The 14446-nt window shown below is 68.1% G+C and carries 9 protein-coding genes and 1 CRISPR repeat array; of the genes, 6 read left to right on the plus strand and 3 right to left on the minus strand.

The genetic code is table 11. The features are described 5' to 3' along the window. Positions 1 to 15: 15 nt before the first annotated feature. Entirely contained in the window at positions 16 to 2538 is a 2523-nt protein-coding gene (locus tag ACTWNK_RS01855; protein WP_474301722.1) for an ATP-binding protein, read from the minus strand. A 693-nt stretch (positions 2539 to 3231) separates the two neighbouring features. Between ACTWNK_RS01855 and ACTWNK_RS01860 the strand changes: the two genes are divergently transcribed. From ACTWNK_RS01860 to csb2, 6 genes are all read left to right on the plus strand, one after another. After that, entirely contained in the window at positions 3232 to 3429 is a 198-nt protein-coding gene (locus ACTWNK_RS01860) for a hypothetical protein (protein WP_474301723.1), read from the plus strand. Between the two features lie 422 nt (positions 3430 to 3851). Continuing rightward, positions 3852 to 4184 carry a hypothetical protein gene (locus ACTWNK_RS01865; protein ID WP_474301724.1) on the plus strand — a complete coding sequence of 111 codons (333 nt, stop codon included), beginning with the start codon at positions 3852 to 3854 and terminating at the stop codon, positions 4182 to 4184. Between the two features lie 664 nt (positions 4185 to 4848). After that, positions 4849 to 7281, plus strand: coding sequence for a type I-G CRISPR-associated helicase/endonuclease Cas3g (cas3g, locus tag ACTWNK_RS01870; RefSeq protein ID WP_474301725.1), 2433 nt, complete (start codon positions 4849 to 4851; stop codon positions 7279 to 7281). After that, positions 7278 to 9440 (plus strand): type I-G CRISPR-associated protein Cas8g1/Csx17, encoded by a 2163-nt coding sequence (cas8g1, locus tag ACTWNK_RS01875; RefSeq protein WP_474301726.1) that lies wholly within the window; start codon positions 7278 to 7280, stop codon positions 9438 to 9440. The genes cas3g and cas8g1 overlap by 4 nt, the downstream gene beginning before the upstream one ends. After that, positions 9437 to 10366 carry a type I-G CRISPR-associated RAMP protein Csb1/Cas7g gene (gene cas7g, locus ACTWNK_RS01880; protein WP_474301727.1) on the plus strand — a complete coding sequence of 310 codons (930 nt, stop codon included), beginning with the start codon at positions 9437 to 9439 and terminating at the stop codon, positions 10364 to 10366. The genes cas8g1 and cas7g overlap by 4 nt, the downstream gene beginning before the upstream one ends. 1 nt (position 10367) lies before the next feature. Further along, positions 10368 to 11792: a type I-G CRISPR-associated protein Csb2 gene (csb2, locus tag ACTWNK_RS01885; RefSeq protein ID WP_474301728.1), complete on the plus strand. Its 1425-nt coding sequence runs from the start codon at positions 10368 to 10370 to the stop codon at positions 11790 to 11792. Positions 11793 to 11978: 186 nt separating this feature from the next. Then, positions 11979 to 12602: a CRISPR direct-repeat array (repeat unit 36 nt; unit sequence GTTGCACTCAGCCTTACGGCTGAGCTCCATTGCAGG). 433 nt (positions 12603 to 13035) lie between these two features. Here csb2 and ACTWNK_RS01890 read toward each other — a convergent pair. Continuing rightward, entirely contained in the window at positions 13036 to 13485 is a 450-nt protein-coding gene (locus tag ACTWNK_RS01890) for a hypothetical protein (protein WP_474301494.1), read from the minus strand. Positions 13486 to 13669: 184 nt separating this feature from the next. Beyond that, entirely contained in the window at positions 13670 to 14326 is a 657-nt protein-coding gene (locus tag ACTWNK_RS01895; protein ID WP_474301729.1) for a hypothetical protein, read from the minus strand. Positions 14327 to 14446: the final 120 nt, after the last annotated feature.

Consider the following 14446-nt stretch of genomic DNA (forward strand, 5'->3'; position numbering starts at 1 on the left):
GCAGGCAACCTGCATCTACTTCGGGCCCGGCGGCCAAGCTCCTGCAGCGCGACGCAGGGCTTCCTCGACGCCTTGGACTTTGGGGGAATGCAGCCGCATGTAGAGGGCCAATGCCCGCTGCAGCACGGCAAGAGCGTCGCCGGGTGGCTGCTGGCGCAGGTGGCAGTGTCCGATGCCCTCCAACGCCCGCGCCTGCTCCATCGGGCTGCCAATGTCATCGGCGAGACTCAACGCCCGCTGGAAGCAGTCGTGGGCCTTCTGCCCGTCAGGGGAAGCATAGGCCGCTAGATCACCGAGGTCGTTGAGGACCTCGGCCTGGCCGAGCCGGTTGCCGAGTTCGGTGTGCAAATCGAGCGCCTGAACATGGCACCGGACAGCTTGCCCATACTCACCCCGGACCCGATGCACGAGCCCGAGATTGGTCAGGGCCCGGGCCTGACCAAACCGGTTGGCGAGTTCAGCGAACAAAGCCAGTGCCTGAGTATGCCGATCAGCCGACTTCCTGTACTCCTCCAGGAGGTAGTGCACGAGGCCGAGATTGGTGAGGGCGTTGGCTTGCCCGAGCCGGTTGCCGAGTTCGGTGTGCAAATCGAGCGCCTGAACATGGCACCGGACAGCTTGCCCATACTCACCCCGGACCCGATGCACGAGCCCGAGATTGGTCAGGGCCCGGGCCTGACCGAGCCTGTTACCAAGGTCGGTGAACAAACCCAGCGCGTGGGCATGCAGCCGCGCCGCTTGCTCGTATTCGCCCCGGTTCCAATGCACGAGGCCGAGATTGGTGAGGGCGTTGGCTTGCCCGAGCCGGTTACCGACTTCAGTGTGCAAATCGAGCGCCTGAACATGGCACCGGACAGCTTGCCCATACTCACCCTGGTTCCAATGCACGAGCCCGAGATTGGTGAGGGCGTTGGCTTGCCCGAGCCTGCTACTGAGATCGGTGAACAAGCCCAGCGCGTGGGCATGCAGCCGCGCCGCTTGCTCGTATTCGCCCCGGTTCCAATGCACCCTGCCCAGATTGGTGAGGGCGTTGGCTTGGCCAAGCCGGTTACCTAGGCCAGTGAACAGGTCGAGGGCCTGAGCGTGCCGCTGAGCCGCTTGCCCGTACTCACCCCGGAGGTAGTGCAGAATGCCAAGATTGTTGAGGGCGTAGGCCTCGTCGAGCCGGCTGCAGGTCTTGCGGGATGCGCTCAAGGCGATGTGGTGCAGAGCGAGGCTTTGCTCCCAGTGGCCAGCGATGTCGAGGTAGTCGGCGATAGCCATGGTGAGCGCGACGGCTTGGCTGGGGTGAGTGAAGGCGGCGGTTTGGACGGTGGCATGCACGTTGCCGCGTTCGGTCTCCAGCCACACGGCGGCGTTTTCGGACGTGGTGACCTGTGGGATCTGCGCGAGCGTGGTGGCGCCAAGTGAAGCGGGAGCCGAGGGATAGAGGAGAAAGTGGCAGCCAGCGGTATGCATGGTGCGCAGGTAGTAGTTCAGTAGGCGCTCGAGTGCCCTGTGGGCGGATAGCTGACTGGTATCGGCCGAGTTGCGGGCGAGGGTACGGGTGTAGCAGGCGAGGAGATCATGCAGGCGGTAGCGGCCGCAGCTGATCTCCTGGATGAGGGAAGCCGCGTACAGGACGTCCAGGTGCCGTCGCACTCGGCTCAGCGGCAGACCGGCGAGGGCCGCGGCACTGTAGGCGTCGAAGTCGGCGCCTGGGTAGAGGCCCAGCAGGCGCATGAGGTGCTGTCGTTCCCGGGGCAGGTCCCGGTAGGACAGGTCGAACGCGACGGCGACACTGTGATCGCCTTCGGTCAGCTCATCCAGCACGTCGTGACCGCTCATCTGCTGGACCAGGTCGGCCACCGTCCAGGCGGGGCGGTTGGCGTGCCGGGCCGCCATGATCGTGATCGCCAACGGCAACCCCCCGCATAGGCGGACAAGTTCGCTCACCACCGCCGCGTCGTCGCCGGTGAGCGGACGGTTGGTCCTACGTCTGAAGAGTTCGGCCCCCTGACCGGGAGACATGCTGTCCAGAGTGAGTGGAATGCCTCCGGCGACGGCCAGCCGGGCCCGGCTCGTGATCAGCACCACGCACTCCGCAGTGCCGGGGAGTAGCGGCTCCACCTGGTGCTCGCCAGCAGCGTTGTCCAGAATCAGGAGCATCCTCTTGCCGGCCAGCCGGTCGCGCCACAACGCCGCCCGCTGCCCCAGGCCAGTTGGGATGGCTGCGGGGTCGACGCCGTCGGCGCGCAGCAGCGCGTCCAGGGTGTCGGCGGGGGTAGCGGGGGCGTTGTCGAGGCTGTGGGCGTGCAGGTCGACGAACAACTGCCCGTCAGGGAAGCTGTCGGTCAGCAGGTGGGCGGCGTGCACGGCCAGGGCGCTCTTCCCAACCCCCGGCAGGCCGTTGATCGTGTGGATCACCACCACTACCCGCCCCGCTGCGGCCTGACTATCTCGCGCGGCGACGGTCTGGATCAGTAGCTGAAGCTCCGAGTCGCGGCCGGTGAAGGCAGCAACATCACGCGGTAGTGTCCGGGGGGCGGCTCGCGCCACCACCGCAGCAACTGGTGCTACGTGTACGTCGCGACCGGCAACATACGCCTGACCGTAGCCACCGACGTTGTACTGGGTACCCACCGCCGGGGCGGCGACTGGGTCGGGCTGGTCTGCTGGTCCGGCTGGCCAGGACTGTAGGTGAGGGTCGGCCATCACACTTTCACCTTCCGGAAAGAATCAAGCACCGGCGTCGAACGGTCCTGCTAGGGCCTGAGCCATAGCTTGCGCCCCGAGACATCTTCGGCCTGTGGCCCAGGGCATCGAGCATTCTTCGCCCTTCGGCTGGCCGAAGCCGGGCAGGAGCGGAACGCAACCGCGGACGGCGGCTAGGGCGAGGACTTCGTGCTGTGGGCCAACCCCTGCGGCTCCATTGCCGCCGCATGGGTTGCTGCGCACCTGAGCTGACACCACCGTGTGGTGTTGCCACAGCCCGCTGTGCGAGCTATGGCGTAGGAGAACGTGCACGGCTGGGCACACCGCCTTCCCGCCCCCTCATCGCCAGCCACTCCCCCGCCGCAGCATCGCCGCCCCGTTCACCCTGACCGGACACGCTCGCAAACGCCCAGACAAGAAGGTTGTTCTTCGGCTGCGCCGCCGGTCCGCGCGTTGTCGCGACTGAGGTGGTCATGGCTACAGAGATCGCTTGTCCGCGGTGCCCGGCAGGCCCCAGCACTGAGGCTGGACTCATGCATGCTCGTCGTCGGCGCGGGCCTGCCCAATCCGGAGATGTGCTTTCGCGATCAGCTCTCCAACAACGCAGGCTTGGGCGGCTACCTGATCGACACGGCATCGCGCGTCCAGGTCTCACATCCCTGTTGGAAGGCGGCCTCTGAGGCCCATCAGGTGAGGTCGCGGCTGTCACGTCAGGCTGATTTGCTCCGCTTGTGATGGGAGCCGGACCGAGGTGGTGGCAGTCGACAGGCGCCTCTGAACGCTTGCTGGTGACCTCGATGACCACGCATCTCCCGTCGCTGCAGCAGCGGATTGCGAGCTTCGATGCCGGTGTGGTTTGTGATGATTGAAGAGAGGTAGAACCTGCTCGCCTCCTTTACATTGTAGATTTATAGCTGCGGAAGCCGGAGCTCAGGAGAGCAACCCTGCTGGCTTTGGCTGCCCGGCGTTGAGACTGACGACAGCGGCGACAGCTCACCACCTCTTGGAGTGGATAGCCGACTTCGTTTCCCTCGTCGAGGCCCCCCTCAGCGTTCACAGTCGCGCGACGCCGGGTCCCCTGCGGTGCAGATGCTTGCAGAATCTTGCATCTGCGTGAATGGCCGGGATCTGCAACCCGCTTCCTCTACGGTCGTCTCGTGAGCATCCTTGACCAGCTAGAAGACCTAGAAGCCTCCTACCAGCGATCCCTTGTCGCCATCCTGGACCAGGCTCAGACCGCGCAGGAGCTGAGCTGTGTGGCCAACCACCTGGCCAACATGGCCGGCGGGCCGCTGAGCATCATGCCACGCCGCATCACCGAGAACCTGGAGTCGATGATCGCCTTGCCGGGCCTCATCCAGGACCCACTCCGCCAAGCGGCCGAAGAGACCCTCCTTAACACCAGCCACGCCCTGAACCTGCTGCAAGCGACAGAAACACTGGCCGGGCAAAGCGTCTCGTTCCTGGCAGAACTGGACGAGCCCCACTGAGAAAACAAGAACGGCAAACGAGTGATGGTCATGCGCCCAAAGCCGCAGCGCCAGCACCACAGCGGCCACCACACTGCACATCCCGAAGGACGGTGTCAAAGTTTCGACACCGTGAGCCAAGAGAGCAGCGACGAGGGGTACAGGACAGCCTGAAGGTCGAACCCAGCCAGGGGAACGACACCTATTTCCCCTCGGCTCCTCGGGTTCCCTGGAAGTGGCCTTGATCTGCGCCACCCTTCGGCCGCACGGCCATGGGGTTGGCGCGGCGGCTGCACGGGCGTGAGAGGCACGGTAGGACAGCCGCATGTGCTGCGCTCCGACGGCGGCTTGCGAGAGCGACTGACCGTCATCACCAACGCACCGTGCTTGCACCCGCCCCTGACTACCAAGCCCCATTGTGGCCAGTGAGGCAGGCCGATCAGGCAGCGTTGTCGCCGCTGCGACGGGGTGCGTCAGGTAGGGCCGCTCGCCATCGAGCCTCCCCGAAGGTGAAACGTGGCCAGCACAACTCAGATCACGCAGAGATCGGCGTTTTCGGCGAATAGATGGATGGGACCCACTACGCTCGCCATTCCCGCGTGTCATGGCGATGGATGCCGCTCTGATTGTTGCTGCGGCACGCTGGTTTTCCGATGCTTATGCGTAGCTCTCCAGAGGTGTCTTTGTGAGCCCCTCCCAGCAGGTGCGAGAGTTCGATGCCTTCGTCGCGCGTGCGGCCGGGGAGAACCTCACCCCGTATCCGTACCAGGCGAGGCTGGCGGTCGAAGGGTTGCCGGATCTTCTTCGGGTGCCGACGGGCGCCGGGAAGACGATGGCGGCCGTGTTGCCGTGGTTGTGGCGTACGGCGGCGTTTGCGGATGTGACGCCTCGGCGGTTGGTGTATGTGCTGTCTTTGCGGGCGTTGGTTGAGCAGACGGCCGGGAAGGTTGCGCAGTGGTTGTTCAATCTCGGGCTGCGCGGCTCTGCCGATCCGAAGGTGGCCTCTCGGGAGGATGAGGTAGCGGTTCAGGTGCTGCTGGGGGGCTCTGAGCGGGAAGACGACCTGTGGCAGCTTGAGCCGGGCAAGCGGGCAGTGCTGATCGGTACGCAGGACATGGTCTTGAGTCGTGCGTTGATGCGTGGGTACGCGGAGGCGCGGGCGGTGTGGCCGATCTCCTATGCCTTGTTGCATTCCGACGCGCAATGGGTGTTCGACGAGACGCAGTTGCTGGGCCCCGCCCTGCCGACGAGTGCGCAGTTGCAGGGGTTGCGTGAGGTGCTGGGTACGGCGGCGCCGACTCGGACGATGTGGATGTCGGCGACGCTGGCCGAGGAGGGCTTGGCGACGGTCGATCACGACACCTCGGCCCTGCGGACGGTTGAACCGGCGGCGGAGGACCGTGACGGCGGGCTGGCCGTACGGCTCGACGCGACCAGGACCGTACAGCGGCTGGAGGTGTCTGCGGACGTCAAGGCCTACCCTGCGGCGGTTGCCCGGGAACTGCTCGCACGGCACGTACCGGGCACCCGGACGATCGCGGTGCTGAACACCGTGGGACGCGCCACCGCGGTCGCCGAGGCCGCGCGGAGGCTTGACCCGCAGGCGGATGTGGTCTTGATTCATTCGCGGTTTCGCCCCGCCGAGCGGGGGGCGCTCATGAACCTGCTCACAGATGATCCGCCTGCGGCCGGGCGGATCGTGGTCGCGACGCAGGTGCTGGAGGCGGGCGTCGACGTCTCGTCCAGGACGCTGCTGACCGAGGTCGCGCCGTGGAGTTCGATCGTGCAGCGGGCCGGGCGGTGCAATCGTGCGGGCGAGTACCCTGCCGCGTCCTTGTTGTGGTGCTCCCCACCGGCCAAGGCTTCGGCCGCGCCCTACGAGCAGCACGATGTGGATGCCGCCGCGGAGGTGCTGGGCCGGTTGGAGGGTGTGGCGGTCACCTCGACTCGGTTGCAGCGGCTTGAGGTGAAGCAGGTGCCGCAGGTGCATGCGGTTGTCAGGCACCGGGATCTGCTGCAGTTGTTCGACACGATGCCCGACCTGAGTGGGGCCGACGTCGATGTGAGCCCGTGGGTTCGGGATGGTGACGACGGCGGCGTCTTCGTGGCGTGGCGCGATTGGTCGGCCGGCGGCGGGCGGCCGACTGAGGACGAGCCGTGGCCTGCGCGCCGGGAGCTGTGTCCGGCGCCGATCGCCGATGTGCGCAAGCTGACTGGTGTTGATGCCGGTGTGCGTCGGGTGTGGGTGCGCGATCGGGTCGAGGGGGCGTGGCGGCGCGCGGGTCGCTCCGATGTGGTGGCGGGGGCGGTGTTGCTGGCGAATGCGGCCGGTGGGGGTTATGACCCGTTGCTGGGGTGGGCTCCGGGGAGTCGAACGCCGGTTGTGTCGCCGGCTGTGGGACAGCCCGGACTGTCGGAGTCGGCCGATGACTCGATCGGGGCCGATCCGCTGGCCTCGGGCGGGCAGCCGTGGGTGTCGCTGGCCCAGCATCTGCGTGACGTCGAGGAGGAGGTCGCCCGGCTGTGCGGGGAGATGCGCCTGCTGGGGCTGGGGGCTGCGCACCTGGAAGCCGCAACGCTGGCGGGGCGCTACCACGATCTCGGTAAGTGTCATCCGGTGTTTCAGGAGACGCTGCGGAAGGCGGGCGATCCGCCGTTCGAGGGTCTGCTGGCCAAGTCGCCGGGCGGCCGGACGCGGCATGGGCGGCCGTACTTCCGGCATGAGCTGGTGAGCGCGTTGATGCTGGACCATCCGTCCTGCCAGCTGCTGGACGGCCGGGACGAGCGTGACCTGATCGCCTATTTGGCCGCCGCCCATCACGGGAAGGTCCGGATGAGTGTGCGCTCGGTCCTGGAGGAAGGCTCCGGTGAGCGGCCGGCGATCCTGGGCGTGTGTGACGGTGATCGCACGCCGCCGGTACCCGGCGAGGGCGTGGGGGCGCTGACGTTGTCCACGGACTCGCTGCGGTTGGGAGCGGTCCAGGGGCGGACGTGGACGGCTCGGGCGGTGGGATTGCGTGATCGGCCGGATCTGGGACCGTTCCGGCTGGCGTTCCTGGAGGCGTTGGTGCGGATCGCCGACATGCGGGTGAGCCGCGCATATCGGGAGGGCTCGTGAGCCGAATCGTGCTGCGTGGGTGCCGGGCGGACGTGCTGGCCGGGTACTTGCAGGCGCTTGGGTTGTTGCGGGTGGTCGCCGCGCAGGTCGATCCGGGGGCTCGGCTGCATTGGCGTGGTGAGGTGGCGGTGCTGGAGACCACCTTGCGGCAGGAGGACATCGCGCTCTGGCTGGCGCGCTCGTACGTGCCGGCGTCGATCGTGTCGCCGTGGAACTCAGGGTCGGGGTTCGCCGGGAACGGCAAGAGTCCCACTGCGGAGCGCACGCTGCAGGCTCTGCAGGATCTGGGCGACGAGCGGTTCGGGCCGTTGCGTGTGGCCGTGGCCGTGGGGCGGCGGGTGGTGGCCGAGGGGCAGCGCAGGGGGTGGGGCGGGAAGAAGGGTGAGTTGTGGGACAAGGCCCACAAGATCGACGTGGTGCGGCTGTGCCGGAACATGCTGCCCGACGACGCGCTGGCCTGGCTGGACGTCGCGGTCACGCTCACCGCCGACGACCTGGCCTACAACGCGCTGGCCGGAACCGGCGGCAACTTCGGGCGCCAGGATCTGTCGGCCACCTTCTACGACCGGCTGCTGCGCCTGATGGGGCCCAAGGGTGATCCGGTCGAGAGCCGCAGGTGGGCGGAGGCGGCGTTGTTCGGGCGTGAGGACGTGGCCTACCTGCGTGACACGGTCGGTCAGTACGACCCGGGCCGGGCGGGCGGCATCCACTCGGCCGGTGACGAGAACGGGGACGGGTTCGCCAATCCGTGGTCGTTCGTCTTGGTGATGGAGGGCACGCTGCTGTTCGCCAGTGCCGCGGTCCGGCGTAACGGGGCCGAGGGCGCGAGTGGGGCCAAGCCGTTCTTCACCCGTTCGACTCCGCTCGGGCACGGAAGTGCGGCCGAGGCCGAGCCGGTCAAGGGTGAGCAGTGGGTCCCGTTGTGGGAGCGGCCCGCCGGTGCGGCGGAGGTGGCTCATCTGATGGGTGAGGGGCGGGTGCAGTGGCGTGGCCGGCAGGCGGTCAGCGGGCTGGAGTTCGCGATGGCGCTGGCTTCACTGGGAGTGGATCGGGGATTGACGGCGTTTCACCGGTTCGTGATCGCCGAGCGGCTGGGGCAGAGTCCGCTCGCGATCCACGCCGGGAAGGTCGCGGTGAGCGCCCGGCCGGAGGAGAGGCTGTTGCGCGAGCCGTACCGGTGGCTGAACCGGGTCCGCAGAGCCGGCCCGCCCGGCGGGGTCGCCACGGGGCTGCGCCGGGTCGAGCGGGAGCTGTTCGCGGTGGCGGCCGGTGAGGGGCGGGAGGCGCTGATGCGGTTCGTGGTCGAGTTCGGGCGCTTGCACGAGGCTGTCGGGCGTTCGGGTCAGATGCGCGGAGACGTCGGCCCATACGCGCCGGACGAGGCATCCAACTGGCTCTGTGCGCTGTCGCCCTCTCCTGAGGTGTGGCTGGCCGCCGGACTCGCTTCGTTGCGCGATGGCGCCGGGCGGCGTGACCGGCCACAGATGCGCGCCCTGCTCAGCCGGGCCGCACGCAAGAGCTGGCAGGATGCGCCCGGCGGCGGCGTCGAGGTGTACGGCCCGACCCTGGTACGGGCGCTCGTCGCGGCGCATCGGACCAGGACGATCGACGGCGCTGCGGGCGGGCAGAGCGGGTACGAGCACGGGCAGCGGCTCCCGCTCGGGCTGGTCGCCGCGTTCGCCTCGGGCGAGGTAGGCGACGATCTGGTCGCCGACTACCTGCGCGGCCTGCTGGCCCTCGGGGTGCCTCCTGCCGGGGCGGCGGTGTGGCCGCAGGTGGAGCGGCTGCTGCCCGACTGGACGCTGTCGCTTCTGCTGCCGTTCTTCGGCACCGGGGAGCTGACCGTCGCGGTGCTCGACGCCCGCACCGGGGAGCGCGCCTTGACGACGGTACGGCTCGCGCCGCAGCCCGGCTGGGTCACACGCCTGGCCGCCGGTGGTGTGGACGGTGTGATCCGGGAGGCGCTGCTACGGCTGCGCATGGCCGGGCTGCGCCCCCGCGTAGCCGATCCGCCCGCCTCGCGGGCGGACGGCGCCCGTCTGGCCGCCGCGCTGCTGCTACCCGTCACCCGGCGTGCCCGCGAACGTTGCCTGGCCCGGATCTGCGTCGCAGAGGTCGTCGACCATGCCGTTTCCGAACCTGAAGGAGTACCCGCGTGATCCCCCTGGACCAGCCGCGCCTGCGTTTCACGGCCCATCTGCAGCCAGTGCTGGGCTCGACCTTCCAGCCGACCAGCTTCCCCGACATCGGCGCTGCCAAGTTCAGCCGGGCGGGTGGCGGCGACAGCCTGCTGGTGGAGTCGGTGCAGTCCATGGCCAACCGGCTGGAGGCCACCGCGTGGGAGCGCGCCGCGAGCCGCCCGGCCGGCCTCGTTGCCGCCCTGCCCTACGTTCGGGTGCATCGGCGCGACGATCCCGACGCCTACCTCACCTCCTCACGGGAGGAGGCCCACCGGCTCGCCTCGGCGTTCGTACGCGACTCGACCCTGGACGGCGCCCCGATGCTGGAGGTCGTCCGCGATCGGCTCGGCCTGGTCAAGGACACCCCGCTCAGCTATCCGCGGATGGCACGGGCGGTGCTGGGGCTGGACGCGTTCTGCCTGCTGCACGGGGTGTTCTTCAGTCACAAGGCGTGGCTGGGCCAGCCCCGGTTCACCCGGGCGATCTCCGGTGTCGTCGAGGCGCACGACGTACGCGAGGTGCTCAGCGGCGGGCGCAAGTCCGATCACGTACGGCATCAGCTCGTCGAGGGCGAGGGCGGGACCAGCGAGGGCTACGGCTCGATCCCCTTCCATCGGGTGGAGTGGACAGCCGGGGAGATCAAGGCGATGTTCGTCGTGGACGTCGACCTGCTGCGCTCCTACGGCCTCGGGACGGGCGTGACCGAACTGCTGGCGGCGCTGGCACTCTGGGAGATTCGCACGCTGCTCGGGCGCGGGCTGCGACTGCGTACCGCGTGCGATCTGGAGGTCGTCGAACAGCCCAAGGACCTGCCTGAGCAGGCGGAGCTGGAATCGCGCATCGCCGAGCTCATCAGCGCGGAAGGCGTCGGCGCCGAGCCGATCACCGTACTGTGGAAGAACTGACATGACCGTCGTCCTGGCCATGCACTTCCCCTGGGGGCGCTACCACGCCACACCATGGGGGCGTTACCTCAACGAGGGGCTCGTCGAGGTGCCGCCCTCACCGTGGCGGCTGCTGCGGGCGTTGTACTCCGCCTGGCAGACCCGGGCGCCCGAACTGGACGCGCAGGTCGTGCACTCCCTGCTCGGCGTGCTCGCGGTGCCGCCTTCGTACCGGGTGCCCGGCTACCGGATCTCGCATTCACGCCACTACTACCCCGACAGCAAGCACCGCAGCGGCTCGACCAGCACCGACAAGGCCGTCGACGCCTTCGCGGTACTGGACGACGACCAGACCATCTACGCCGTATGGCCGATCGACCTGGAACCCGAGCAACGGGAAGCACTGGGCCGACTGGCCAAGTCCATCCCCTACATCGGGCGGGCCGACTCCACCTGCGAGGTGCAGGTGCTTGAGCAGGTGCCGCCGGAGGCCGCCGCTCACGCCCATGCCGAGCCGATCGGCTTCGACGACGACGCCTTGACCGGGCACCACCAGGCGATCGAGGTTCTCTGCCCGGAGCTGCCCCTGGACCTGGCCGCGTTGGTACAGCGCCCCGTGGACGTCCGAGCCGCGAAACTGCTCTATCCCCCAGGCTCACGGAAAATCGCCTACGCCGTGCCCACGACGTCAGACCCCTCCCCCACTCCATCAAGATCTCACGCCGCCGTCACCGTGGTACGGCTGGCCGTACGCGGAGTGCGCCGGCCCCGGATCCAGCATGCGGTGCCGTTGATGGACGCGTTGCGCGGCGCCTGCGTCAAGATGATCACACGGCGGGAGGAGGCACACGACAGCCTGCTGGCCGGCAAGTCCGCAGACGGGACACCGCTGGCCGACGCACACCGGCACGCCCACTTCCTGCCCTACGACTCCGACGGGGACGGGCTCATCGATGAGATCGTCATCTGGACCCCCGGCGGGTTGAGCTCGCGCGAGCTGGACGTGCTCGACGCCTTGGGGCGGCGTGGCGTCGGTGTGCCCGAAGGGGTGACCGGGCCACGCAATCTGCAGGTGCTGCTCACTGCCGCCGGGGACGGGGACCTGCTTCCCGAGGTGTGGACTCGGCCGTCTCGGGTGTGGCGGTCTGTGACACCGTTCGTGCCGTCGCGGCATCGGCGGCGTCATCAGGAGGTTAGGGGGTATTTGGCTGCCGAGGTGGGACGAGAGCTGGGGTATCGGGGGCTGGCCTCCGATGAGGTGGTCGTTCGGGAGGGGAGGGATTCGCGGTTCGCCGGGTTCGTTCGCCGGCGGTGGCGCGATCGTGGAGCTTCGGGGGTTCGGGATGGGCATGCACTAGAGGTGGAGTTCGGTGGCACCGTCGCCGGGCCTTTGACGCTTGGTCATTTGTCGCATTTTGGGCTGGGGTTGTTCGAAGGCAGGGGCTGAGCGCTCGGATGCTTGACAATTGAAGAGCGGTGATTGGGATCGGGCGTGCATGTGCGGTTCGGAACCCCTAGTGCACGCGGAATCCCTGGGGGGTTCCCAATCGCAAGCTGCCTGTTTCGGGCACGAACCACTCAGCATGTGCGGGGTCTAGAGATGCTGTGTGAACGTTTGCCGACGTCACAGACCGTTGCACTCAGCCTTACGGCTGAGCTCCATTGCAGGCGTACTTCGGCACGGGAGCGCCCTATCTCATCGCCTCGATGTTGCACTCAGCCTTACGGCTGAGCTCCATTGCAGGGACGACGTGCGGCAGCTGGTGCGCGCGGCGCTGGCCGTTGCACTCAGCCTTACGGCTGAGCTCCATTGCAGGCTGCGCGCCCCGACGTCGCGGATGTCGCTCACCCGCACGTTGCACTCAGCCTTACGGCTGAGCTCCATTGCAGGCACTCACCCAGCGGAGAAGCCGAGCTGCGAGGGTCTGGTTGCACTCAGCCTTACGGCTGAGCTCCATTGCAGGTCCGGTGTCGGCGACGCCGTCAAGGCGATGGGCAGGGGTTGCACTCAGCCTTACGGCTGAGCTCCATTGCAGGTCCTTGGGCGCACCGGCCTTGCTTGCGTAGTCGATGAAGGTTGCACTCAGCCTTACGGCTGAGCTCCATTGCAGGTGGGGGTCCCCTACTCCAGCCGGGCAGGCCCGCTCCACGTTGCACTCAGCCTTACGGCTGAGCTCCATTGCAGGGCACTCCGCCAACCGCTGTTGCTGCGCGGCGCCATGTTGCACTCAGCCTTACGGCTGAACTCCATTGCAGGTCGGGGTCCATGCGTTCACCACCGCCCAGGACCAAGTCCTGAACTCAGCTTCACAGCCGAGCTTCATTGCAGCGCCATTGACGGGGAGCGCCACACGATCTGAGATGCCAGCAGATACCGGACAGTCCTGACGGCCCGAATCCGGTCTGCACTCGGCGCGGACCGAGGTCGCCACCCAACAGTCCGACTGCTGATCCCAGCCCCCGGGGCCCTGTTCCAGGCTCCCGAGATTGCGACCTGCCCTCACGGACATGGCCCCCACTTCTGCAGGGCAGTAGGTGTATGTAACCTTCGAACCGCCCGGTACGTGAAACCGGAGACATACCGCGCTCCCGGTCCAGCCCGCTCGCTCACCACCGGGCCACAACCAACCACCACCCCAACGCCATCGCGGCGAGCAAGGCCGGGACCAGGATGTAGAGATGGTGCCGCCTCATCTGGCCCCGAGCGGGCACGGGTAGGCGGCGTGGAGGTTGGGGCAGCAGATCACAGCGGTGCTGACGAACCGGCCGCCGATAAGGCGGTCACCCCAGGTGACGTCAACGATGGCGGGCAGAGCCGTCCGGGCGTTCTTCAGGCGGAACTTTTTGTGCCACCCGGCCTCCACCGGTTTCCCGCTGTAGACCGGCATGAGTTCAACATGGGCGTCCCATTGATCGCTCAGCCACGCAACAGCCTTGTCGGGCTCACCGAAGGTCTCCTTGATCTGCGATGGGCTCTTGAGCAGCCAGTCGCAGGTCCGCTTCGGCGGCAGGAGTGAGGCCAGGAACGCGGCGTTGGCAACCGCGTCCCGGGACGGGCGGCGCAGCGACTCCTGCTCGCGCTCGCGGCCCTGTCCGATCCACTGGTAGGCGTGCCAGTGATACACGCTGTCGTCCCCCACGTACCCCATGTGTCCTCTTCTGTGGTGGCGGAAAGAGACTGTGAGCCCCCGCCCGCGACCCGACGGCCGGGGCTCGTCCCGGCTCGGCCTCGCATCCCAGCCCCCATGCAGGCTGTTGCCGAACCGGGCGCGACCGGCCGGAGGATCCGGCATGGTCCTGCCGATCACGGGCTCTTGAAGTCCCTCAGCGCGCGGCCGATGCTGCTGCTGCGTGAATGGTCTTGACCAAGGGCTCCCACGGCACCGCGACGACATCATCCAGGCGCACCAGGAGTTGACTGGCCAGCGCGTAGCGCAGGTGGAAGGAGTCCAGCCGCAGCTGGGCACCGCGCTCCACCAGGCGCGCCTTCCCCCCGTGCGGCTCGAACAGATCCGCGATCACCGCGTACCGGGAGTAGCCTCCCACGCTGTAGACCGCAGCCGAGAGGCGCAGGTGCGGGCACTGGGCGATGGCCCTGGGAATGCATGACAGGCAGGTGGGAGGGGCGTTGGTGAACCCCGAGACACCAACGCCGTCTTCCCACGTCTCCTCGCGCGACAGCAGCCACCACACCCGGCCACTGTCTGGGTCGCGGGCGGGTCGGGCGCATGCCTGGCACAGGGCGTGGTCCATGCACCGCCATTGGCGGACCACGTTCACGGTCTTCAGATCCGGGCGGCCCTGCCGGTTGTCGAGCATCCGGGCCCGCAACACCCCGTGCCGCCAGTCTCCGACGATGGGATCGCGGTGCGAGAGCCGGACGCCGCCCTCAGGGTGGCGGGCCATCCGCAGCCGCTGGGACACCACTTCACCCAGGTGTCCGATGACATAGGGGACCTCGAAGCCGGTCACGGTGCTCACGCCGGTCCCCGACGCCGGAACTCCGGGTCCACCCAGGCCGTCAGCATCGCCCCGAACGCCCCGATCTCCAACCCCTCATGATCGGCCGGCCGTTGTGTCGGAGTCTCGTCGGCGGTGGGC

This window comes from Nonomuraea sp. IBHARD001, from assembly GCF_056106265.1.

Bases quoted from the DNA above. Each gene is read 5' to 3' on its own strand.
- ACTWNK_RS01860 (WP_474301723.1), top strand. From the start codon at position 3,232: ATGCTCGTCGTCGGCGCGGGCCTGCCCAATCCGGAGATGTGCTTTCGC.
- csb2 (WP_474301728.1), top strand. From the start codon at position 10,368: ATGACCGTCGTCCTGGCCATGCACTTCCCCTGGGGGCGCTACCACGCC.